At 70.1% G+C, this 22,347-nt stretch carries 20 protein-coding genes and 1 riboswitch; of the genes, 4 read left to right on the forward strand and 16 right to left on the reverse strand.

Annotated elements, in window-relative coordinates; translation table 11 throughout:
- Window positions 1-385 precede the first annotated feature (385 nt).
- On the forward strand, window positions 386-1,612 hold the full coding sequence (locus AC5JJ1_RS21325; protein WP_495787124.1) for a M23 family metallopeptidase: 1,227 nt from the start codon (window positions 386-388) through the stop codon (window positions 1,610-1,612).
- A 4-nt stretch (window positions 1,613-1,616) separates the two neighbouring features.
- Here the strand turns inward: AC5JJ1_RS21325 and cyoD are convergent, their stop codons facing one another.
- The 5 genes from cyoD to clpB all read right to left on the reverse strand — a co-directional run bounded on the left by cyoD (window position 1,617) and on the right by clpB (window position 8,321).
- A complete protein-coding gene (cyoD, locus tag AC5JJ1_RS21330) occupies window positions 1,617-2,000 on the reverse strand; it encodes a cytochrome o ubiquinol oxidase subunit IV (protein ID WP_495787125.1) in 384 nt (127 codons plus the stop codon).
- Complete coding sequence (locus tag AC5JJ1_RS21335; RefSeq protein ID WP_495787126.1) at window positions 1,997-2,701, reverse strand: cytochrome c oxidase subunit 3; 705 nt, start codon at window positions 2,699-2,701, stop codon at window positions 1,997-1,999. Before AC5JJ1_RS21335 ends, cyoD begins: the two co-directional genes overlap by 4 nt.
- A complete protein-coding gene (locus AC5JJ1_RS21340) occupies window positions 2,698-4,713 on the reverse strand; it encodes a cbb3-type cytochrome c oxidase subunit I (protein WP_495787127.1) in 2,016 nt (671 codons plus the stop codon). The genes AC5JJ1_RS21335 and AC5JJ1_RS21340 overlap by 4 nt, the downstream gene beginning before the upstream one ends.
- Complete coding sequence (cyoA, locus tag AC5JJ1_RS21345; RefSeq protein ID WP_495787128.1) at window positions 4,714-5,610, reverse strand: ubiquinol oxidase subunit II; 897 nt, start codon at window positions 5,608-5,610, stop codon at window positions 4,714-4,716.
- 122 nt (window positions 5,611-5,732) lie between these two features.
- Window positions 5,733-8,321 (reverse strand): ATP-dependent chaperone ClpB, encoded by a 2,589-nt coding sequence (gene clpB, locus AC5JJ1_RS21350; RefSeq protein ID WP_495787129.1) that lies wholly within the window; start codon window positions 8,319-8,321, stop codon window positions 5,733-5,735.
- A gap of 125 nt (window positions 8,322-8,446) precedes the next feature.
- Here clpB and AC5JJ1_RS21355 point away from each other — a divergent pair, with 125 nt between their 5' ends.
- The gene (locus tag AC5JJ1_RS21355; protein ID WP_495787130.1) at window positions 8,447-9,217 is read left to right on the forward strand and encodes an MOSC domain-containing protein; all 771 of its coding nucleotides are present in this window, start codon (window positions 8,447-8,449) and stop codon (window positions 9,215-9,217) included.
- Window positions 9,218-9,402: 185 nt separating this feature from the next.
- On the opposite strand, the gene AC5JJ1_RS21360 is transcribed toward AC5JJ1_RS21355, so the two are convergent.
- The 6 genes from AC5JJ1_RS21360 to hisS form a co-directional block, all read right to left on the reverse strand.
- Window positions 9,403-9,876 (reverse strand): VOC family protein, encoded by a 474-nt coding sequence (locus tag AC5JJ1_RS21360; protein WP_495787131.1) that lies wholly within the window; start codon window positions 9,874-9,876, stop codon window positions 9,403-9,405.
- Window positions 9,877-10,118: 242 nt separating this feature from the next.
- Window positions 10,119-11,936: a phosphomethylpyrimidine synthase ThiC gene (gene thiC, locus AC5JJ1_RS21365; protein ID WP_495787132.1), complete on the reverse strand. Its 1,818-nt coding sequence runs from the start codon at window positions 11,934-11,936 to the stop codon at window positions 10,119-10,121.
- Window positions 11,937-12,057: 121 nt separating this feature from the next.
- Window positions 12,058-12,167, reverse strand: a riboswitch (TPP riboswitch).
- Window positions 12,168-12,218: 51 nt separating this feature from the next.
- Window positions 12,219-12,638 carry a DUF4167 domain-containing protein gene (locus AC5JJ1_RS21370; RefSeq protein ID WP_495787133.1) on the reverse strand — a complete coding sequence of 140 codons (420 nt, stop codon included), beginning with the start codon at window positions 12,636-12,638 and terminating at the stop codon, window positions 12,219-12,221.
- A gap of 351 nt (window positions 12,639-12,989) precedes the next feature.
- Window positions 12,990-13,859: a peptide chain release factor N(5)-glutamine methyltransferase gene (prmC, locus tag AC5JJ1_RS21375; RefSeq protein WP_495787134.1), complete on the reverse strand. Its 870-nt coding sequence runs from the start codon at window positions 13,857-13,859 to the stop codon at window positions 12,990-12,992.
- Window positions 13,856-14,911, reverse strand: a complete 1,056-nt coding sequence (prfA, locus tag AC5JJ1_RS21380) for a peptide chain release factor 1 (RefSeq protein ID WP_495787135.1) — start codon at window positions 14,909-14,911, stop codon at window positions 13,856-13,858. Before prfA ends, prmC begins: the two co-directional genes overlap by 4 nt.
- Window positions 14,908-16,155 carry a histidine--tRNA ligase gene (hisS, locus tag AC5JJ1_RS21385; protein WP_495787136.1) on the reverse strand — a complete coding sequence of 416 codons (1,248 nt, stop codon included), beginning with the start codon at window positions 16,153-16,155 and terminating at the stop codon, window positions 14,908-14,910. The genes prfA and hisS overlap by 4 nt, the downstream gene beginning before the upstream one ends.
- A 119-nt stretch (window positions 16,156-16,274) precedes the next feature.
- Here hisS and AC5JJ1_RS21390 point away from each other — a divergent pair, with 119 nt between their 5' ends.
- Window positions 16,275-16,853 (forward strand): DUF4142 domain-containing protein, encoded by a 579-nt coding sequence (locus AC5JJ1_RS21390; protein WP_495787137.1) that lies wholly within the window; start codon window positions 16,275-16,277, stop codon window positions 16,851-16,853.
- A gap of 23 nt (window positions 16,854-16,876) precedes the next feature.
- Here the strand turns inward: AC5JJ1_RS21390 and AC5JJ1_RS21395 are convergent, their stop codons facing one another.
- The 5 genes from AC5JJ1_RS21395 to AC5JJ1_RS21415 form a co-directional block, all read right to left on the reverse strand.
- On the reverse strand, window positions 16,877-17,029 hold the full coding sequence (locus tag AC5JJ1_RS21395) for a hypothetical protein (protein ID WP_495787138.1): 153 nt from the start codon (window positions 17,027-17,029) through the stop codon (window positions 16,877-16,879).
- Between the two features lie 2 nt (window positions 17,030-17,031).
- Window positions 17,032-18,162: a flavodoxin-dependent (E)-4-hydroxy-3-methylbut-2-enyl-diphosphate synthase gene (gene ispG / locus AC5JJ1_RS21400; protein WP_495787139.1), complete on the reverse strand. Its 1,131-nt coding sequence runs from the start codon at window positions 18,160-18,162 to the stop codon at window positions 17,032-17,034.
- A 74-nt stretch (window positions 18,163-18,236) separates the two neighbouring features.
- Window positions 18,237-19,145 carry a helix-turn-helix domain-containing protein gene (locus tag AC5JJ1_RS21405; RefSeq protein WP_495787140.1) on the reverse strand — a complete coding sequence of 303 codons (909 nt, stop codon included), beginning with the start codon at window positions 19,143-19,145 and terminating at the stop codon, window positions 18,237-18,239.
- Between the two features lie 89 nt (window positions 19,146-19,234).
- Window positions 19,235-20,272: an NAD(P)H-dependent flavin oxidoreductase gene (locus AC5JJ1_RS21410; RefSeq protein ID WP_495787141.1), complete on the reverse strand. Its 1,038-nt coding sequence runs from the start codon at window positions 20,270-20,272 to the stop codon at window positions 19,235-19,237.
- Window positions 20,272-21,495, reverse strand: a complete 1,224-nt coding sequence (locus AC5JJ1_RS21415; RefSeq protein WP_495787142.1) for an aspartate kinase — start codon at window positions 21,493-21,495, stop codon at window positions 20,272-20,274. The genes AC5JJ1_RS21410 and AC5JJ1_RS21415 overlap by 1 nt, the downstream gene beginning before the upstream one ends.
- 108 nt (window positions 21,496-21,603) lie before the next feature.
- Here AC5JJ1_RS21415 and ubiG point away from each other — a divergent pair, with 108 nt between their 5' ends.
- The gene (ubiG, locus tag AC5JJ1_RS21420) at window positions 21,604-22,296 is read left to right on the forward strand and encodes a bifunctional 2-polyprenyl-6-hydroxyphenol methylase/3-demethylubiquinol 3-O-methyltransferase UbiG (RefSeq protein WP_495787143.1); all 693 of its coding nucleotides are present in this window, start codon (window positions 21,604-21,606) and stop codon (window positions 22,294-22,296) included.
- Window positions 22,297-22,347 lie beyond the last annotated feature (51 nt).

Here is a 22,347-nt window from a genome sequence, read left to right on the forward strand (position 1 = left end):
CAACGCATACATCCATTACGCGCTTCCAAAACCTGATGCGACTTTAAAAGAACAAAACTCCCTCGCGGCCGTCCTCAGGCTTGCGCCCAAAGGCTCGACCGGCGACACACCCTGCCGGGTTGGGAGAGCCGCCTCATCAGCGGGGCGCTTAACTTAGTGACTAGCGCCACCGCAGTCAAGGCCCGCTCTTCAGCGGCCCGGCGATCGGCGTTGCCGTCGTCGTCGGGAGGCGGCTTCTAGGCCCATGGCCCGACCCTGTCAAAGCCCTTTTTTCGAAAAATCCAACAGGCCTCAGCTCATCACGCAAGCGCACACGTCAACCCGTTGACTTTACTTATTTTTCCTCCAAAGGGTTTCGCCATATTTCAGCCCTGGGAGGGGTTTCATGTTGCACTGCATCGCGCGTCCGACGCGTTGGCTGCCTAGTCTTGTCATCCTGCTCGCCAGCCCGGCGGCGGCTCCGGCCCAGCCCGACCCACCGAAGCCTTCCCCCACGGCACAGACCGAAGCCGTCCGCGTCCTCGTCGCCCGCCCTGGCGATACCCTCGCCCAGCTTCTGGCCGGCGCCGGCGTCGAGCCGGACGAGGCGCGTCCGGCGATCAGCGCCCTCGCCCCGATCTTCCCGCCGCGCCGATTGCAGCCCGGCCACGAGGTCACCCTCCGCCAGGACCCGAGCCGCGACGACGCCCTGACTGCCCTCATCCTCGAGCCGGCGCCGGGCCGCACCGTCACTGTTTCCCGCACCCCCTCCGGCTGGCAGGCCGTCGAGGAGGAAGCAGCCCGCCACCGCCACCTGGTCTATGCCCAGGGCGAAGTGACCGGCGCGCCGCGGCACGACCTCGAGGCCGCCGGCCTGCCCCCGGCGCTCAGCGTCAACCTCGTGCGCATGCTCGGCCACGCTGTCGACTTCCAGCGCGAGCTGCAGCCGGGCGACGGCTTCACCGTGCTGTTCGAGCGCTTCCGCGATGCCGAGGGCGGCCTGCTGCGCGACGGCGACGTGCTGCATGCCGAGTTCCGCCTGTCGAGGCGCCGCCTCTCCCTCTGGCGGCACGAGACGGCGAACGGCCCCGAATGGTTCGACGAGACCGGCCGCAGCCTGCGCCGCAACTTCCTCCGCACGCCGCTCGACGGCGCACGCATCTCCTCCGAATTCGGCCAGCGGCGGCACCCGGTGCTTGGCTTCACGCGCATGCACCAGGGCATCGACTTCGCCGCGCCGCACGGCACGCCGGTGCTCGCCGCGGCGGAGGGCGTCGTCGAGCGCCTCGGCTTCGCCAGCGGCTATGGCAGGCTGATCGAGCTGCGCCATCCGGACGGGTCGATGACGCGCTACGCCCATCTCTCCGCCTTCGCGCAAGGGCTGAAGCAGGGCAACCGCGTCGGCCAGGCTGAGGTGATCGGCCGCGTCGGCTCGAGCGGCCTCGCCACCGGCCCGCATCTCCACTACGAGATCGTCGAGAACGGCCGCTCGGTCGACCCCGCCATCGCGCGGCCGGCGGCCACCGTCCTGCTCGCCGGCGATGAACTCGCCGCCTTCCAGCGCACCCGCCAGGCGATCCTCGCGCAGATCGCGCATCTCGAGCCCATGCAGGAGGTCGCCTGGGCCGAGTAGCGGCCTACATCGGCATGCTGTGCTCCATCGGCATCATGTTGTGGTTGAGGTGGTTCATAATCCAGATGGAGCCGCCGACCACCAGGAAGACGATGAAGACGCCGAAGGCCAGCGCCATGACGTTGTTGGTGTTGTCCGGCGCCGTGGTGATGTGCAGGAAGAAGACGAGGTGGATGCCGATCTGCGCGATCGCCAGCACCACCAGCGCCACCGGCAGGCCCGGCCCGTAGATGAAGCTCGTCCCCGCCAGGGTGAAGGAGGCGACGGTGAGCAGCGCCGCCAACCCCAGGCCGATGAGGTAGCTGGTGATCCCCTTGGCGACATCGCTGTCGCCCGGGGCGCTGTCGCCCTCGTCGGAGGGGGCGTGCTCGCGCGGCATGTCGGTCATGCGCCGGATCCGATCAGGTAGACGATGGTGAAGAGCGCGACCCAGACGATGTCGAGGGCGTGCCAGAACAGGTTGAAGCAGAGCAGCCGCCGGACGACATGCGGCCGCCACCCCTTCACCCAGACCTGCGCCATCATCGTCCCCAGCCAGAGCAGCCCGGCGAAGACATGCAGCCCGTGGCAGCCGACCAGGGCGAAGAAGGCGGAGAGGAAGGCGCTGCGGTCGGGCCCCGCGCCCTGCTCGATCATCCCGGCGAACTCCTGCAGCTCCAGCAGCAGGAAGGCTGCGCCGAGCAGGCCGGTGGCCAGCAGCCCAAGCTCCGTCCAGAGCTTGTTCCGCGCATCCGCGGCGACGTTGGACAGGCCGCAGGTGAAGCTCGAGAGCAGCAGGCAGCCCGTCTGGATGGCGACGCGGTCGAGCTCGAACAGGGCCCGCCCGCTCGGCCCGCCGGCGGTGTTCGGCGCCAGCACCGCATAGGCGGCGAAGAAGGCCGAGAACATGATGATGTCGCTGAGCAGGAAGATCCAGAAGCCATAGCCGACGATGACCCGCGGGGAGGCCGGCCCGCCCTCGCCATGCCCGGTCGCCTCGTCATGCTGCCCGCCGCCGCCATGGCCGCCCCCGGCGCCGTCGTTCCGGCGGCCGCCGAGCTTGTAGGGGTCGCGGTTGCGCGGCGGGGTGAGGGTGTCGGCTGCGCTCATGCCGGCTCCCTCACCTCGGCGAGCTTCTTCTGCAGCCAGGCATGGCGCGCGGCGCGGCGCTCCCGGTCGAGGCGCGCCACCTCCTCGGCGGGGATCTCGTACTCATGCTTGTCCCGCCAGGCAAAGACCACGAAGGTGGCGAAGGCGGCTACCAGCCCGGCGAGTACCATCCACCAGATCTCCCAGATCAGGGCGAAGCCGGTGATGGTCGAGAAGAAGGCGCAGATGAAGCCGGTCGGCGAGTTGCGCGGCATGCAGACGGGCCCGTAATCCGGCTCCTGCGCCAAATCCTGGCTCTCGATCGACTTCTGCTTGATGGTCCAGTAGGGCTCCTCATCCTGCACATTCGGCATAGTGGCGAAGTTGAAGGCCGGTGGCGGCGAGGCTGTGGACCATTCCAGCGAACGCCCGTCCCACGGGTCGCCGGTCTCGTCCCGCAGCGCATGCCGGTTGCGGATGCTGACGATGAGCTGGATCACCTGGCAGGCCACGCCGATAAAGATGACGACCGTGCCGGCCCCGGCGAGCAGCACCCAGGGCCGCCACTCCGGCACGTCGTAATGCTGCATCCGCCGCGTCATGCCGAGCAGGCCGGCCATGTAGAGCGGCAGAAAGGTCGCCCAGAGCCCGGCGAAGGAGAACCAGAAGGCCCGCTGGCCCCATGTCTCGTCCAGCCTGAAGCCGAAGGCCTTGGGAAACCAGAAGGTCAGCCCGGCGAAGGCGCCGAAGATGGTCGATCCGATGATGACGTTGTGGAAGTGGGCCACGAGGAAGAGGCTGTTGTGCAGCTGCCAGTCCGCCGGCGGCACCGCCAGCAGCACGCCCGTCATCCCGCCGATGACGAAGGCGACGAGGAAGCCGACGGCCCAGAGCATCGGCGTCGTGTAGCGGATGCTCCCGCCATACATGGTGAAGATGTAGTTGAACACCTTCACCCCCGTCGCCACCGAGATCAGGGCGGTGGAGATGCCGAAGGCCGTGTTCACCCCTGGCCCCGCCCCCATGGTGAAGAAGTGGTGCAGCCAGGTCATGAAGCCGTTGAGGCAGATCCACAGCGTCGCCAGCACCATGGAGCGGTAGCCGAAGAGCGGCTTGCCCGAAAAGCAGGAGATCACCTCCGAGAAGATGCCGAGCGCCGGCAGCAGCAGGATATAGACCTCCGGGTGGCCCCAGGCCCAGATGAGGTTCTCGAACATCATCATGTTGCCGCCGGCTTCGTTGGTGAAGAAGTGGAAGCCGAGATAGCGGTCGAGGGTCAGCATCGCGAGCGTCGCGGTGAGGATCGGGAAGGCGGCGACGATCAGCAGGTTGGAGGTTAGCGCCGTCCAGCAGAACATCGGCATGCGGAAATAGCCCATGCCGGGGGCGCGCATTTTCAATATGGTGGTGACGAGGTTTATGCCCGACATCAGCGTGCCGATGCCGGATATCTGCAGGGCCCAGACATAGTAGTCCGGCCCCACGCCGGGCGAGTAGGCCGTCTCCGACAGCGGCGGGTAGGGCAGCCAGCCGGTGCGGGCGAACTCGCCGACGACGAGCGAGATGTTCACCAGCAGTGCGCCCGAGGCGGTCAGCCAGAAGCTCACCGAGTTCAGCGTCGGGAAGGCGACGTCGCGGATGCCGAGCTGGAGCGGCACGACGAAATTCATCAGCCCGATGACGAAGGGCATCGCGCCGAAGAAGATCATGATCACGCCATGGGCGGAGAAGACCTGGTTGTAGTGCTCCGGCGGCAGGTAGCCCCCGGCCTGGAAGGCCAGCGCCTGCTGCGAGCGCATCATGATGGCGTCGACGAAGCCGCGCAGCAGCATGACGATGCCGAGCAGCGTGTACATCACGCCGATCCGCTTGTGGTCGACGCTGGTGATCCATTCCCGCCAGAGATAGGGCAGGTAACCCTTCACGACGATCCAGCCGATGACGCCGAGCAGGATCAGGCCGACGACGCCGCCGGCGACGAGCGGGATGGGCTGGTCCCAGGGGATCGCATCCCAGGTGAGCTTGCCGAGCATCTATCTCTCCGCCTTCTCATGGATCTCCGGCCCGCCGCGGCCGCGCCTCGGGCCGGCGGCGGGGGGGATGCGCTGGGTGGTCACCGCGGCGAAGAGGCCGGGATCGACGTCGCGATAGGTGAAGGGCCGGTTGGGGATGCTCTGCTTCATCAGCTCGTCATAGGCGGCGCGGTCGAGCACCTGGTCGCCGCCGCGCACGCCCTCGACCCAGCGGGTGAACTCCGCCTCGGGCACGGCGCGCGTGGTGAAACGCATGTCGGAGAAGCCGTCGCCGCTGAAATGCCCGGAGCGGCCGTAGAACTCGCCGGGATGGTCGGCCTGCAGGTTGAGCTGCGTGACCATGCCATTCATCACATAGATCATCCCGCCGAGCTGCGGGATGAAGAAGGTGTTCAGCACGCTCGCCGAGGTCATGTCGAAATGCACCGGCGCCCCGGCCGGCACCACCAGCTCGTTCACGCTGGCGATGCGCTGCTCGGGGTAGATGAACAGCCATTTCCAGTCGAGGGCGACGACCTGCACCTCCGTCGTCGGCCGGTCGGAGACGAGGCGCTTGTAGGGATCGAGGTTGTAGGTGCCGGTCCAGATGAGCCCGCTGAGGAAGATGACGGTCAGCAGCGGGATCGCCCACATGACGATCTCGACACGGCCGGAATAGACGAAGTCGGGCCGCCGCTTCGCCCGCGGATTGGTCTCGCGGAACCACCAGGCGAAGCCGACCGCGGCGATGATCGTCGGGATGACGATCGCCAGCATCACCGCGAGCGAGTTGAAGATGAGGAGGCGTTGCTGCTCCGCTACCGGCCCACGCGGATCGAGCGGGCCGCCGGTGCAGGCGGCCAGCGGCGCCGCCAGCAGCAGGATGCTGGCGAGGCGCCGGTGCGGGCCAGAACTCATGTATCGCCCTCAGGTCAGCGGTAGCGTCGCAGCAACGCGGCGCTACCGGGCCGGGTGCGATGGCAGTGTCGCGAGCCTGGGGAGAAAGGCGATGCGGGAGGGCGCTGCCCTCCCGCCGGTCGTTACGCCGCGGCGGCGAGCGGCGCCTGGGCGATCACCAGCCCATCCGTGCCGGCGGTGACGTTGAGCGTCTCGCCGTCATGGATGCGGCCCTCCAGCAGCAGGTTGGCCAGCTGGTCCTGCAGGTTGCGCTGGATCACCCGCTTCAGCGGCCGGGCGCCATAGGCGGGGTCGTAGCCGGCCTCGGCCAGCCACTCGCGCGCCTTGTCGTCCAGGGCAAGCGCGATCTTGCGGTCCTCCAGCAGGCGCCGGAGACCCGCGAGCTGGATGTCGACGATCGAGGCCATGTCGCCGCGCGCGAGGCGGCGGAACAGCACGATCTCGTCCAGCCGGTTCAGGAATTCCGGCCGGAACCGGTCCCGCACCGCCCGCATCACCGCCGGGCGCGCCGCCTCGATATCCGCCGTCTCCGGCAGCTCGGCGATGGCCTGGCTGCCGAGATTGCTGGTCAGCACGATAATGGTGTTGCGGAAGTCGACCGTCCGCCCCTGGCCATCCGTCAACCGCCCGTCGTCGAGCACCTGGAGCAGGATGTTGAAGACATCCTCATGCGCCTTCTCGACCTCGTCGAAGAGGATGACCTGGTAGGGGCGCCGCCGGATCGCCTCGGTCAGCGCGCCGCCCTCGTCATAGCCGACATAGCCCGGAGGGGCGCCGACCAGGCGGGAGACGGCGTGCTTCTCCATGTACTCGGACATGTCGATGCGCGTCATCGCTCGCTCGTCGTCGAAGAGGAAGGCGGCGAGGGACTTCACCAGCTCCGTCTTGCCGACGCCCGTGGGGCCGAGGAAGAGGAAGCTGCCGATCGGCCGGTTCGGGTCCTGCAACCCGGCGCGGGCGCGGCGGACGGCCTTGCTGACCGCCTCCAGCGCCTCCGGCTGGCCGACCACGCGCTCGCGCAGCTTGTCCTCCATCTTGAGGAGCTTGGCGCGCTCGCCCTCCAGCATCTTCTCGACCGGGATGCCGGTCCAGCGGCTGACGACGCCGGCGATGCCCTCCTCGGTGACGGCCTCGTTCACCAGCCGCGCATCGCCATCGCCGGTCGCGGCGAGCTGCTTCTCGAGCGTCGGGATGGTGCCGTAGAGCAGCTCGGACGCCTTGGCGAGGTCGCCGCGACGCTGGGCCAGCTCGACCTCGGTGCGGGCGCGGTCCAGCTCCTCCTTGAGCTTCTGGCTCTCGACGACCTTGCCCTTCTCCGCCTCCCAGCGCTGCGTCATCTCGCGCGAGCGCTCCTCGAGGTCGGCCAGCTCCTTCTCGAGCTTGACCAACCGGTCGCGGGAGGCGGCGTCCTCCTCCTTCCGCAGCGCCTCCCGCTCGATCTTAAGGCGCATCAGGTCGCGGTCGATCGCGTCCAGCTCCTCCGGCTTGCTGTCGACCTGCATGCGGAGGCGGCTGGCCGCCTCGTCCACCAGGTCGATCGCCTTGTCGGGCAGGAAGCGGTCGGTGATGTAGCGGTTGGAGAGGGTCGCAGCCGCGACCAGCGCGCCGTCCGTGATGCGGACGCCGTGATGCAGCTCGTACTTCTCCTTGATGCCGCGCAGGATGCTGACCGTGTCCTCGACGCTCGGCTCGCCGACGAAGACGGGCTGGAAGCGGCGGGCGAGCGCCGCGTCCTTCTCGACATGCTTGCGGTACTCATCCAGCGTCGTCGCGCCGATGCAGTGCAGCTCGCCGCGGGCGAGAGCCGGCTTCAGCAGGTTGGAGGCGTCCATCGCGCCATCCGCCTTGCCGGCGCCGACGAGGGTGTGCATCTCGTCGATGAAGAGGATGATCTCGCCGGCGGCCTGCTCGACTTCCGAGAGCACGCCCTTCAGGCGCTCCTCGAACTCACCACGATACTTGGCGCCGGCCACCATGGCGCCGAGGTCGAGCGCCATGACGCGCTTCGACTTCAGCGCCTCGGGCACGTCGCCCTTGACGATACGGAGCGCGAGGCCCTCGACGATGGCGGTCTTGCCGACGCCGGGCTCGCCGATCAGCACCGGGTTGTTCTTGGTGCGGCGGGCGAGCACCTGGATGGCGCGGCGGATCTCCTCGTCGCGGCCGATGACCGGGTCGAGCTTGCCCTCGCGGGCGGCCTCGGTGATGTCGCGGGCGTATTTCTTCAGCGCGTCGAAGCTCTGCTCGGCATTCTGGCTGTCGACCTTGCGGCCGCGGCGGAGGTCGGTGACCGCGGCCTCGAGCCGCTGGGCATCGGCCCCGGCCCCCTTGAGGATGCGGCCGGCCGCGCCGTCGCTGGCGGCGAGCGCCACGAGCAGGCGGTCCTGGGCGACATACTCGTCGCCGGCGCGCTGCGCCTGCTGCTGGGCGGCGTCGAGCACGCGGACGATGTCGGGGGTGAATTGCGGCTGGCCGGCGCCGCCGCCTGTGACCTTCGGCTGGCGGCTGACCTCGAGGTCGACGGCCTGCCTGGCGCGGGCGGCATCGCCCCCGGCGGCGCGGATCAGGCCGGCGGCCGCGCCCTGCTCATCGTCGAGCAGCGCCTTGAGCAGGTGCTCCGGCGTGACGCGCTGGTGGTATTCGCGGATGGCTATGGTCTGGGCGGCCTGGAGGAAGCCGCGGGACCTCTCGGTGAATTTCTCTATGTCCATCAGTCTTGTCCCTCATCGAGGCGACGGGAGCCACCGCCCCTGAAGAGGCGACGGCGGCACCCAGTTCGCCATAGGATGTGGTAATTCGCCTTGCGCGTGGTCAAGGGGCGGGAGAATCTATTCCGATGCGGGTCGAACATATCTACCGCTACCCGGTGAAGGGCCTCACCGCCGAGGCGCTGGAGGAGGTCACCCTCCGCGAGGGCGAGTGCCTGCCGCATGACCGGCGCTTCGCGCTGGCCCAGGGGGATGCGCCCTTCGACCCAGCGGCGCCGACCTGGCTGCAGAAGCGGCATTTCGGCTGCCTGATGGCGAATGCGCGGCTGGCGCTGCTGCACACGGCCTTCGACCCGCGGAGCGGGCAGCTGCTGATCCGCCCGCCGGAGGGGGCACCCTTCCTCGGCGACACGCGGAGCGAGGCGGGGCGGCGGGAGATCGCGGCCTGGCTCGCCGCCTTCATGGGCGAGGAGGCACGGGGGGTGCCGCGCTTCGTCGAGGCGCCGGGGCACAACTTCACCGATGTGGCAGCGAAGTGCATCTCCATCATCGGCCTCGCCAGCCTGCATGCGCTGGAGGAGGCGGGCGGGATGCGGCTCGACCCGTTGCGGTTCCGGGCGAATGTCTATGTCTCGGGCGGGCAGCCCTGGGGGGATTTCGGCCTGCTGGGGCAGGAGATCCAGCTCGGCGGGGCGCGGCTGCGCGTGTTCAAGCGGATCGTCCGCTGCCCGGCGACGGAGGTGAACCCGGAGACGGCGGAGCGGGATGCGAGGCCAGCCAAGGTGCTGCGGGAGCGGTTCGGCCATGCCGATCTCGGGGTCTATGCCGAGGTGATCGAGGGCGGGCGGCTGGCGGTGGGCGATGCGCTGGAGCCGATGCAGGGGGACATGCTGCATTAGGCTTGAACGGGTTCAAGGATTGAAGCCGGCCGGAACCGGGACATTGAGCTGTCTGGACTTATCCGGAAAATTGAGAGTTTGAGGGGTTGATGGGGCCTGCCGGGCCGCTCCGGACGCGGCTCGGTCCTTGGCTTTTATTCCTATAAACCCGACCCTATCCCGGTGCAAGCGCAGGAGGCCGGGGGTCAGCCCCGGCGCGCTGCCTCGATTGCGGCGACGTCGATCTTCCGCATGGTCATCATGGCCTCGAAGGCGCGCCTTGCCTCCTCGCCGCCGGCGGCGAGCGCCTCCGTCAGGACGCGTGGGGTGATCTGCCAGGAGATGCCCCAGCGGTCCTTGCACCAGCCGCACGCGCTCTCCTGCCCGCCATAGCGCAGGATGGCATTCCAGTAGCGGTCGGTCTCCTCCTGGTCGTCCGTGGCGATCTGGAAGGAGAAGGCCCCGTTATGGCTGAAGGCGGGGCCCCCGTTCAGGCCGAGGCAAGGGATGCCGGCGACGGTGAACTCGACCGTCAGCACATCGCCCTTGCGGCCGGCCGGGTAGTCGCTCGGGGCGCGATGCACGGCGCCGACCGAGCTGTCGGGAAAGGTCGCGGCGTAGAAGCGGGCGGCCACCTCGGCGTCCTTGTCGAACCACAGGCAGACCAGGTTTTTCGGCATGGCGTTTCCTCCCCAAGATTCGTTCAGTGCGGAAGGGCGATCTCCATCAGGTCGCGGCCGACGACCAGTTCGCCCGCATAGGATTTGCGGACGCTCTCCGACCACTGCGCACCGCAAGGGCAGGCCGTGGCTGGCAGGCCAGAGCGGCCTCCGTTCGCATTGGCTCACGGAACCCGCTCTAGCTCTTTGTTCGGGCGAGCGAATTTCCCCGGTCAGGTTAATCCACCTGACCGGAGTTTGCCCTACCGCGCCACCGGCGGCAGGTAGATCTCCCCGCCATTGCCGCGGAAGCGCTCCGACATCTCCTCCATGCCCTGCTGCGCCGCCTCGCGGACCTCCTGGCTGATCTTCATCGAGCAGAATTTCGGGCCGCACATGGAGCAGAAATGGGCGAGCTTCGCCCCTTCGGCCGGCAGGGTCTGGTCGTGGAACTTCTCCGCCGTCTCCGGGTCGAGGCCGAGGTTGAACTGGTCGCGCCAGCGGAATTCGAAGCGGGCGCGGCTGAGGGCATCGTCGCGGAGCTTGGCCGCCGGGTGGCCCTTGGCCAGGTCGGCGGCATGGGCGGCGATCTTGTAGGTGATGACGCCGGTCTTCACGTCGTCCCGGTCGGGCAGGCCGAGATGCTCCTTCGGCGTCACGTAGCAGAGCATGGCGCAGCCGAACCAGCCGATCATCGCCGCGCCGATGCCGCTGGTGATGTGGTCGTAGCCGGGGGCGATGTCCGTCGTGAGGGGCCCGAGCGTGTAGAAGGGCGCCTCGCCGCAGACCTCGAGCTGCTTCTCCATGTTCACCTTGATCTTGTGCATGGGCACATGGCCGGGGCCCTCGATCATCACTTGCACGTCGCGGGCCCAGGCGATCTTGGTCAGCTCGCCCAGCGTCTCGAGCTCGGCGAATTGCGCGGCGTCGTTGGCATCGGCGATGGAGCCGGGGCGGAGGCCGTCGCCGAGCGAGAAGCTGACGTCATAGGCCCGCATGATCTCGCAGATCTCGGCGAAATGCGTGTAGAGGAAATTCTCCTGGTGATGCGCCAGGCACCACTTCGCCATGATCGAGCCGCCGCGGGAGACGATGCCGGTCACGCGCTTCGCCGTCAGCGGGATGTAGGCCAGCCGCACGCCGGCATGGATGGTGAAGTAGTCGACGCCCTGCTCCGCCTGCTCGATCAGCGTGTCGCGGAAGATCTCCCAGGTCAGGTCCTCCGCCTTGCCGCCGACCTTCTCCAGCGCCTGGTAGATCGGAACAGTGCCGATGGGGACGGGAGAGTTGCGGATGATCCATTCGCGGGTCGTGTGGATGTTGCGGCCGGTCGAGAGGTCCATCACCGTGTCGCCGCCCCAGCGGATGGCCCAGACGAGCTTGTCCACCTCCTGCGCGACGGAGGAGGCGACGGCGCTGTTGCCGATATTGGCGTTGATCTTCACCAGGAAATTCCGGCCGATCGCCATCGGCTCCGATTCCGGGTGGTTGATGTTGGCGGGGATGATGGCGCGGCCACGGGCGACCTCGTCGCGGACGAACTCGGCGGTGACGTAGTCGGGGATCTCAGCGCCGAAGCTCTCGCCGTCGCGCTCGGCGGCCTCGCGCAGGCGGGCGCGGCCCAGATTCTCGCGGATGGCGACATACTCCATCTCCGGCGTGACGATGCCGGCTCGGGCATAGGCGAGCTGGGTGGGCGCGGCGCCGGGACGGGCGCGGAGCGGCCGGCGCTGGCCGCGGTCGAAGACGGGGACGCGGCGGGCCTCGCCGGGCTTCAGCCCGTCATCCTCGGGCTTGGGGTCGCGGCCCTCATAGGCCTCGACATCGCCGCGGGCTTCGATCCAGCCGGCGCGCAGCGCAGGCAGGCCGCGGCGGATATCGGTCGGGTGGAGCGGGTCGGTATAGGGGCCGGAGGTGTCGTAGACGCGGAGCGGCGGCTCCTTGGCCGAAGGGTCGAGCGCGATCTCGCGCATCGCCACCCGGATGTCGGGATGGTGGGTGCCGGCGATGTGGATCTTGCGCGAGGCCGGCAACGGGCCGGTGGTGACCTCGAGGGTCTCGGGTGGGAAGATATCGGGCATTCTTGGACCTCCTGGGAGCGTGATCGCCGAAGGTCGGAACGACCGGAGGCGTGAATCACGCGACAAACCAATGGAGATCCGGGTGGTGTGACGCGCGGGGGCGGACATGCCCCGAAGGGACGCTGCCCGCTTGTTCCGTTCCCTACGCCGGCATGACCCGGATCAGGTTCGAAGGGTCATGGCGGGCCCGCCATATCTCAGCCCCAGCCTGGAGCCCCCCTTGGAACATCCGGCAGCCTGGGGCCGGCGCCCCGGGCTGTCAACGCGCAGGCGTCGCGCGTGTCAGAGCTGCTCGCGCTCGCGCATCCCAGGCTGGGCCTGGGGCTGCTGCTCGTCCTCGTCCTGGCCGTTCTCCATGGACTGGCCGTTCTGGGGCTGGTTGCCGTAAGGCTGGCCGTTCTGGCCGTGGCCGTTGAACTCGGGCTGCTGGTCGCCCTGGTTCTCGCCGCCCTCGCCGCCATCCGGGCCGTTCTGGTAGCGGCGGGGCTGCTGCTGACCACCCTGCTGCTGCTGGACCTGGTTCATCGCATTGATGATGCGGAAGTAGTGCTCGGCGTGCTGGAAGTAGCTCTCGGCCATCACCCGGTCGCCCGAGCCGGTCGCGTCGCGGCCGAGCTGAAGGTACTTCTCGAAGAGCTGCTGCGCGGTCCCGCGCAGGCGCATGTCCGGGCCGTTGGAGTCGAAGACGTGGTTCCGGCTCATCGGCTGGTGGGAAGCCGGGCGATATTGCCCGCCGCCGCCACCCCCGCCGCCGCCTCCGCCGCCTCCACCATGCCGGTGGCTGCGGCCGCGAATCCGTTTCATGTTCATCGGTATTGCGTCTGCCGTCTCGCAGCTTGGCCGCCCCGTCCTTGCCCGGCTGTCGGGTCGGATCGGCTGTGGCGGTCGATGTGGTTCAAAGCGCCGCGGACGCCATGCTTGCCAGGGCTGCCCAACGGATTGGGGCCCACGCAGCGTGGGACATGCCCGCCTGCCCGCGAAGGCCTGGGTTCAAGCTAGTCGCTGCCGGGCCCGGCGCCAAACTGTTTTTTTGCGGCACTGCGCAAGAAAGGGTCATTCCGGGGCAAGGACCAGGGCGCGGTCGATGCCGCCGAGGTCGGGGCGGCAGGCGATGGGGGTGAGGCCAGCGGCGCGGGCCAGGGCCTCGACGGCGGGGCGCTGGCCCTGGCCGAGCTCGAGGATGGCGCGGCCGCCGGGGGCGAGAAGCGTGGGGAGGATCGCGGTCAGGTGGCGGTAGGCGGCGAGGCCGTCGGCGCCACCATCGAGGGCGGAGGCGGGCTCGTGCCGGGCGACGTCGGGCATCAGGCCGGGGATGGCCGCGCTCTCGATATAGGGCGGGTTGGAGAGGACCACGTCGAAGCGGGCTGCGAGCGGGGCGGCCCAGTCGGCGGCGAGGAAGCGGGCGCGGGGGGCGAGGCCGAGGCGGCGGGCATTCTCCCGGGCAAGCGCGGCGGCCTTCGGAATGCGGTCCAGGCCGAGGCCGGTGGCGGCCGGGTACTCTGAGAGGGTCGCCAGCAGCAGGCAGCCGGTGCCGGTGCCGAGATCGAGCAGGCGGTGGGGCGCGGCGCGGTCGGGGAAGGCTTCGAGCGCGGCCTCGACCAGGGTCTCGGTATCGGGGCGGGGGATGAGGGTCGCAGGCGAGACGCGGAAGGGGAGCGACCAGAATTCGGCCTCGCCCAGGAGATGGGCAATCGGCGCATAGTCCAGGCGCCGCCGGAGCAGGTCGGCAAAGCGGGCGGCCGCTTCGGGCGGGACGGGGGCGCGGGGGTCGCGCAGCAGGTCCTCCTCGCGGCAGGCTAGGCTGTGGGCGAGCAGCAGCCGGGCTTCCTGGCGAGGCGCCTCGATAGCTGCGGCGCGGAGGGCCTGGCCGGCGCGGCAGAGAAAGAAGCCGACCGTCCCCGCCGGATCGGCGCAGGCGCTCACTCGCCCTCGGCCGCGAGCCGGGCCGCCTCGTCCTCCTGGGTCAGGGCGTCGATGATCTCATCGAACTCGCCGAGCATCACCTTGTCGATCTTGTGCAAGGTCAGGCCGATGCGGTGGTCCGTCACGCGCCCTTGGGGGAAGTTGTAGGTGCGGATGCGCTCGCTGCGGTCGCCGGTGCCGACCTGGCTCTTGCGGTCGGCGGCGCGGCCCTCGCTGAGGCGGGCGCGCTGGGCCTCGTAGATGCGGGCGCGGAGCACCTTCATCGCCTTGGCGCGGTTCTTGTGCTGACTGCGCTCCTCCTGCATCGCCACCACCGTTCCCGTGGGGATGTGGGTGATGCGGACGGCGCTGTCGGTCTTGTTGACGTGCTGGCCGCCGGCGCCGCTCGCCCGGTAGGTGTCGATGCGGAGGTCGCCCTCGTTGATCTGCACGTCCACCTCCTCGGCCTCCGGCATGATGGCGACGGTGACGGTGGAGGTGTGGATGCGGCCCTGCGTCTCCGTCGCCGGGACGCGCTGGACGCGGTGGACGCCGCTCTCGTACTTGAAGCGGGCGAAGACGCCGGTGCCGGCGATCTCGGCCGTCGCGCCTTTCACCCCGCCCAGCTCGCCCTCGTCGTAGTCCAGCACCTCGAAGCGCCAGCGGCGGCCCTCGGCATAGCGCTGGTAGGCACGGAAGAGCTCGGCGGCGAAGAGGGCAGCCTCGTCGCCGCCGGCGGCGGGGCGGATCTCGAGGATGGCGCTGCGCTCGTCGGCGCTGTCCTTGGGCAGGAGCATGAGGCGGACCTCGCGCTCCAGGCGGGGTACGGCGTCCTTCTGGGCGAGGTACTCATCCTCGGCCAGCTCGCGCAGCTCCGGGTCGCCGAGCATGGCCTCGGCCTCGTCGCGGGCGCGGATGGCGGCGCGGAGGGCCTCGACCTTCTCGACCAGGGGTTCGAGTTCGGAGAGCTCCTTGGAGAGGGCGCCGAACTGGCTGCCATCGGCGGTGGCGAGGAGGTGGCGGACCTCCTCGGCGCGGGTCAGGACGCGGTCGAGCTTGTCGGAAATGCTCATGCGAGGCGGCCGGGGATCTCCGCCAGCGGGACGGTCTCCTGCGTGCCGGCATCGAGGTCGCGGAGCTGGGCGGCGCCTTGCGCCAGCTCCTCCTCGCCGAGGATGACGGCGGCGCGGGCCGACTGGCGGTTGGCGCGTTCCATGCGGCGCTTGAGGTTGCCCTTGTAGGCGACCTCGGCGGGGATGCCGGCGCGGCGGAGGCTTTGCAGCAGGGCGAGGGCCGCGGCTTCGGCGGCGTCGCCGACCGGGATCACCGCGACGGGGCGGGGGGCGGCGGGGGTGAGGCCCATGCCCTCGATCAGCAGGGCCAGGCGGTCGACGCCGGCGGCCCAGCCGACGGAGGGGGTGGGAGGGCCGCCCATCTCCTCGACCAGGCCGTTGTAGCGGCCGCCGCCCATGACCGTGCCCTGGGCGCCGAGGCGCTCGGTGACGAATTCGAAGGCGGTGTGGCTGTAGTAGTCGAGGCCGCGGACGATCCGCGGGTTGATGCGGAAGGGCACGGCGAAGGCGGCGAGGTGGCGCTGCACGGCATCGAAGAAGGCGGCGGCCTCGGGCGTCAGGTGGTCGAAGATGGTGGGCGCGTCGGCGATGATGGCGCGGTCGCCGGCATCCTTGCTGTCGAGGATGCGCAAGGGGTTGCGCTCGAGCCGCATGCGGCTGTCGGCCGAGAGCCGGTCCTGGTGGGCGGTGAAGTAGGCGACGAGGGCGGCGCGATAGGCGTCGCGGCTCGCTGCATCGCCGAGGGTGTTGACCTCGAGCACCGTGCCCTCGGTGATGCCGAGCGCCTGCTGGATGTGCCAGCCGCAGGCGATCACCTCGGCATCGGCCAGCGGCTCGGCGGCGCCCAGCACCTCGATGCCGATCTGGGTAAACTGGCGGTAGCGGCCCCGCTGCGGCCGCTCGTAGCGGAACATCGGCCCGGCATAGAAGACCTTGCGGGGCAGGTTCGCCTGGGTCAGGCCGTTGCTGACCAGGGCGCGGCAGACGCCGGCGGTGTTCTCGGGGCGGAGGGTGATGCTCTCCCCGCCGCGGTCCTCGAAGCTGTACATCTCCTTCGAGACGACGTCCGAGGTGTCGCCGAGGCCGCGGGCGAAGACGCGGGTGTCCTCGAAGATGGGGGTCGCCCATTCCTCGAAGCCGTAGAGGGTGGCGATCCGGCGCGCGGTGTCGACGACGTGGTGGTGCCGGCGGTGTTCCTCGCCGATCAGGTCACGGGTGCCGCGGGCGGGTTGCAGGGGGGTCATGGGATGCCGGATAGCCCTCCGCCCCGCTCAGGGCAAGCGATCCGGGGCAAGCGACGCAACGGAACGGTGCCGGTTCTCGGGCGCTGTTGCGGGAGGTTCCCACGGCAAGGAGAAGATGCATGAAACGCTTGGTCTGGTCGGCGGCGCTGCTGCCCGTCCTGCTCATGGGCTGCGCGCAGACGCAGCAGGCGGCGGATACCACGGTCGCGGCGGCGAAGGCGCAGGTGAACCCGACCCTCTCCACCACCGATGCCGGCTTCATGACGACGGCGACGCGGGGCGGCATCGCCGAGGTGCAGATGGGCCGTCTCGCCCAGCAGCGCGGCAGCTCCCCGGCGGTCCGGCGCCTCGGCGAGCGGATGGTGGCGGACCATACCCAGGTCAACCAGGAGATGCTGACCCTCGCCCAGCAGAAGCAGATCACCCCGCCGGACAGCATGGGGGCGCAGCACCAGGCGATGTACGACCGGCTGGCCGGACTGCGCGGCCGGGCCTTCGACCGCGCCTTCGCCCAGGCGATGGTCGCCGACCACCAGGAGGACGTGACCGCCTTCCAGACCGAGGCGCGGGACGGCACGGACCCCGATGTGAAGGCCTTCGCCCAGCGCCACCTGCCCCTGCTGCAGGAGCACCTGCAGGCGGCGCAGCGGCTGGAAGGCTCGCGAACCAGCGCGCGGGCCAGCCACAGCCACCGCTGACAGGCCCGGGGCCGCCTGCCGCCTCAGCGCGGCAGGCGGTCCGCCAGGGTGAGGGCGAGGAAGAGCACCAGCTCGGCCAGCAGCATCCAGCCGAGGCGGCGCACCAGGCGCGGCCCCGGCGCGGCCTGCGGCCTCAGCTGGCCAAGCAACAGGGCGGAGAAGCTGAGGCCGTTCACCCCTATTCGGCCGCCAGCGCGGCCTTCTCGGCGGCCTCCGCGGCCTTGATCGCCTCGACGCGGCGCTCCACCAGCTCGACCACGTGGTCGACCATGGCGGCCTCGTCGATGGTGTGGTCGGTCTTGCCGGAAGCGTAGATCATGTGCCGGCCGGCGCCGCCGCCCGTGAGGCCGATATCAGTCATCAGCGCCTCGCCCGGGCCGTTCACCACGCAGCCGATGATGGAGAGCGTCACCGGCGTCTCGATATGGGCGAGCCGGTCCTCCAGCGTCGCCACGGTGCGGATGACATCGAAGCCCTGCCGGGCGCAGGAGGGGCAGGAGATGATCTTCACGCCGCGGTGGCGGATGCCGAGGGACTTCAGGATCTCCCACCCCACATGCACCTCCTCCTCCGGCTCGGCCGAGAGGGAGACGCGGATGGTGTCGCCGATGCCGGCCCAGAGCAGGCTGCCGAGGCCGATGGCGCTCTTCACCGTGCCGGTGCGCCGGCCGCCCGCCTCGGTGATGCCGATATGCAGCGGGTGGTCGCAGACCTCGGCGAGCTGCTGGTAGGCGGCGGCGGCGAGGAAGACGTCGGACGCCTTCACGCTGATCTTGAACTCGTGGAAGTCGTTGTCCTGCAGATGGGCGGCGTGCCAGAGCGCGCTCTCGACCAGGGCGTCCGGGTTGGGCTCGCCATACTTCTCCAGCAGGTGCTTCTCGAGCGACCCGGCATTCACGCCGATGCGGATCGAGCAGCCATGGTCGCGGGCGGCCTTCACCACCTCCTTCACCCGCTCGGCGCTGCCGATATTGCCCGGATTGATGCGGAGGCAGGCCGCACCCGCTTTCGCCGCCTCGATGGCGCGGCGGTAGTGGAAGTGGATGTCGGCGACGACGGGGACGTTCACCTCGCGCACGATCTCGGCCAGCGCCGCGGTGCTCTCCGGCGTCGGGCAGGAGACGCGGACGATGTCGACGCCCGCCACCTCGGCCCGGCGGATCTGGGCGATGGTCGCCGCGGCATCCTCGGTCGGGGTGTTGGTCATGGTCTGGACGGTGATCGGGGCGTCGCCGCCGACCGGCACCTTGCCCACCATGATCTGGCGCGACTTGCGCCGGGTGATCATCTGGTATGGGCGATAACTCATGCGGTGAAATCCCGTTGGGGTCCTGGCCGGCAATATGGCAGCCCGGGCGGCGATGCCCAAGCGGCCTTGGCGGCCTATTGCGCCGGGCGTGGCGCGGCGGCCGCGGCGGTTTGGGGTGGCTGGCCGGATTTCAGCCGCTCCGGCTCCAGCAGCAGGTCGCGGCGGACGGCCTGGGCGCCGCCGAGGGCGGGCACCGGCTGGCCATCCACCAATATGTCGAGGCCGCCGGCATTGCCGGTGGTGAAGAGCAGGCCGTCGCGCGGCGGGACGGTGTAGCTCTCGCCCGGGCGGAGGACCCGGTTGAGGATCACCGTGCCGTTGCCGCGGTCGCGGAGCTGGATCCAGGCATCCGCCTTGGCGCGAAGAACGACGCGGCCCTCGGGCGCGGCAGCCGGGGGCGTGGGGACGGCCGGCGCCGTTGCGGCCTGGGCAGCCGCCGGCGAGGGGGTGGGCGGCGCCATCAGCGCGGGCGGCGGGGCGGCGAGACCGGGCGCCGGGTCGAGGCGGGCGGCCTGCTCGATCCGCGCCGGGACGGAGGGCACGGCATCCACCGTCCGGTCGCCGCTGCCGGACCACTGGTACCAGCCGAGATAGGCGCCGACCGCGATCACCGCCCCGACCAGCACGACGGCGCCGGCGGGCAGGCCGCGCTCCGGCACGGGCTCGGGGAAGACGAGGTCGGTCTTGCGCTGCACCGCCGGGCCGCTGGCCTCGCGGAAGCGGCGCACGACCTCATCCCCGTCGAGGCCGAGGGCACGGGCATAGGTGCGGACGAAGCCGAGGGCATAGGCGGGCGCCGGCAGGTCGCGCACGCGGCCCTCCTCCAGCGCCACCAGGTAGGGGCCGCGAATGCGGAGCGAGGCGGCGATGTCCTCGACCGAGAGGCCGAGGGCGAAGCGCGCGTCGCGCAACTCCTCGCCCAGGCGGGCGGCCTCGGCGGCGGAGGGTTCGGGGCGGGGGAAGCGGTTCATGTCGTCCAACACGCATCTGGGATTTAGACCCTGGCTGCCCGCGCGGCAAACCGAATCGCATCCCAGGTTGCGCGTGTCATTCCGCCGTCACCCGCTGGGGCTTACCCTCCCCGGCGGGCCAGGGCGGTGGCGGCCTGGCCGATCAGCTCGGCGATGATCTCGGCGGCGGGGGCCTCGCGGTCCACCATGCCGACGGACTGGCCGGCCATCAGGCTGCCATTCTCCACATCGCCGTCGACGACGGCGCGGCGGAGGGCACCGGCCCAGAAATGCTCGATCTCGAGCTGGGCGGCGTCCTTGGCCAGCTCGCCGGACTGGAACCGCGCCAGCACCTCGGCCTGGTGGGCCATGAAGCGCTTGGTGCCGGCATTGACCAGGGCGCGGACCGGGATGACCGGGAAGCGCTCGTCGATCTGCAGCGTCGGCACCGCGTCGCGGGCGGCGCCGCGGATGAAGGCGCGCTTGAACAGCGGATGGGCGATGCATTCCGTCGCGCAGACGAAGCGGGTGCCGAGCTGCGCGCCGGCCGCGCCCATCTCCAGGTAGGAGAGCATGGCCTCGCCGCGGCCGATGCCCCCCGCCACGAAGATCGGCACGTCGGCGGCCATGGCGGGCAGGATCTCCTGCGCCAGCACGTTGAGGGAGACGGGGCCGATATGGCCGCCCGCCTCGGAGCCCTCAATGACGAGGGCATCGGCGCCGGAGCGGACCAGCTTCTTCGCAAGCGCCAGCGCCGGGGCGAAGCAGACGACCCGGGCGCCGCCCTCCTTCGCCCGCTTGATGGCGGAGCCCGGCGGGATGCCGCCGGCGAAGACGATATGGCCGACCCGGGCCTCGAGGCAGGTCTCGACCAGTGCCTCCAGGCGGGGGTGCATGGTGATGAGGTTCACGCCGAAGGGGCGCCCGGTCAGCGCCTGGGTGCCGGCGATCTCCTGGGCCAGCCGGTCCGGCTCCATCGCGCCGCAGGCGATGACGCCGAAGGCGCCGGCATTGGAGAGGGCGGCGACGAGGTTGCGCTCGCTCACCCAGGACATGGCGCCGCCGAGGATGGCGTAGCGGCTGCCGAGGAAGGCGGCGCCGCGCTCCATCAGCCGGTCGAGCGCGGCCATGCCGGGGGGCAGGGAAGTAATGCCGTCCATCAGCCGGGCCCGTCCAGGCCATAGGCCGTGTGCAGGGCGCGCACCGCGAGCTCCGTGTAGTCGGCGCCGACCAGGACGCTCACCTTGATCTCGCTGGTGGAGATGACCTGGATATTGATCCCCTTCTCGGCGAGCGCGCCGAACATGGTGTTGGCGACGCCCGCATGGCTGCGCATGCCGACGCCGACCACGCTGATCTTGGCGACGTCGGGGTCCGCGACCAGGCTCTCGAAGCCCATCTCGGCCCGGGCCCGCTCCAGCACGTCCTGGGCGCGGGCGAGGTCGGCCTTGCCGACGGTGAAGGTCATGTCCGTCGTGCCGTCGGCGCCGATGTTCTGCACGATCATGTCCACGTTGACGTTGGCCTTGGCCAGCGTGCCGAAGACATTGGCGGCGACGCCCGGCCGGTCCGGCACGCGCCGCAGCGTCACCTTGGCGTCGTCCCGGGAATAGGCGATGCCGCTCACGACCGGCTGTTCCACGATCTCGTCCTCATCTACCACCAGGGAACCTGGCTTGTCCTCGAAACTGGAAAGCACCTGCACCCGCACGCGCTGCTTCATGGCGAGCTCGACCGAGCGGGTCTGCAGCACCTTGGCACCCACCGAGGCGAGTTCCAGCATTTCCTCGTAGCTGATCCGCTCCAGCTTGCGGGCGCGAGGGACGATGCGGGGGTCGGTGGTGTAGATGCCGTCGACATCGGTGTAGATATCGCAACGATCCGCCTTTACCGCGGCGGCGATGGCGACGGCCGAGAGGTCGGAGCCGCCGCGGCCGAGGGTGGTGATGCGGTTCCGACCGGTCTCCAGCCCCTGGAAGCCGGCGATGACAGGGACCTGGCCGGAGCGCATCCGCTCGATCAGGAGCGAGCCGTCGATGCTCTCGACCCGGGCCTTGCCATGGGCATTGTCGGTGATGATCGGCACCTGCCAGCCCTGCCAGGAGCGGGCATCGACGCCGATGGTCTGCAGCGCGATGGCCAGCAGGCCGATCGTCACCTGCTCGCCGGTCGCCACCACCGTGTCGTATTCGCGGGCATCGTGCAGGGGCGAGAGCTCCTGGCACCACTTGACGAGCTGGTTCGTCACGCCGGACATAGCGGAGACCACCACGGCGACCTCGTGGCCCGCCTCCACCTCGCGCTGGACGCGACGGGCGACGTTGCGGATACGGTCGAGATCGGCGACGGAGGTGCCGCCGAACTTCATCACGATGCGGGCCATGGCGGGGCGTCTGCGTCCGAAACAGGGCCGCGGCGGCAGTTGCGGCCGCGGCAAGGGCGGCACAGATACCGATCCGGCCCACGGGCTGCAACCGGAAGAGGATGGCGCATGCCGGGACCCGGAACCGCGATCGGCGCAGAGATCGCCAAATTCGACCGGCTGGCGGTCGAATGGTGGGACCCGAAAGGGCCGATGGCGCCGCTGCATGCGATGAACCCGGCGCGGATGGGCTGGATCATCGGGCGGCTCGGCGGGAGGCTGGACGGGATGCGGATCCTCGATGTCGGCTGCGGCGCGGGGCTCGCCAGCGAGGCGCTGGCGCGGGCCGGGGCGCGGGTGACGGGGCTCGATGCGGCGGCCAGCGCGCTCGGGGTCGCCCGGGCGCATGCCGCCGCCCAGGGGCTCGAGATCGACTACCGGGAGGGGATGCCGGAGACGCTGGAGGAGAGCGGCTTCGATGCCGTGGCCGCCCTCGAGGTGATCGAGCATGTGGCGGACCGGGAGGCCTTCTGCCGGCAGCTGGCGCGGCTGGTGAAGCCGGGCGGGCCGGTCTTCCTCTCGACGCTCAACCGGACGCCGCGCTCCTTCCTGATGGCGAAGCTGGGCGCGGAGTACCTGCTGCGGCTGCTGCCGGTCGGCACCCATGACTGGCGGATGTTCGTCCGCCCGGCGGAGCTCGGCGCGGACCTCAGGGCGGCGGGGCTGCGCGTGGCGGATATCGCCGGGCTGACGATGGGCGCGGGCGGCGGCTGGCGGATCAGCCGCGATGTCGGCGTCAATTACATCGTCATGGCGCGCTAGCAGCCTGTCGGATTCCCATCCGGTCTGAAATCGGCGAATCTGGCGGGCATG

It is taken from the genome of Belnapia sp. (assembly GCF_059504005.1).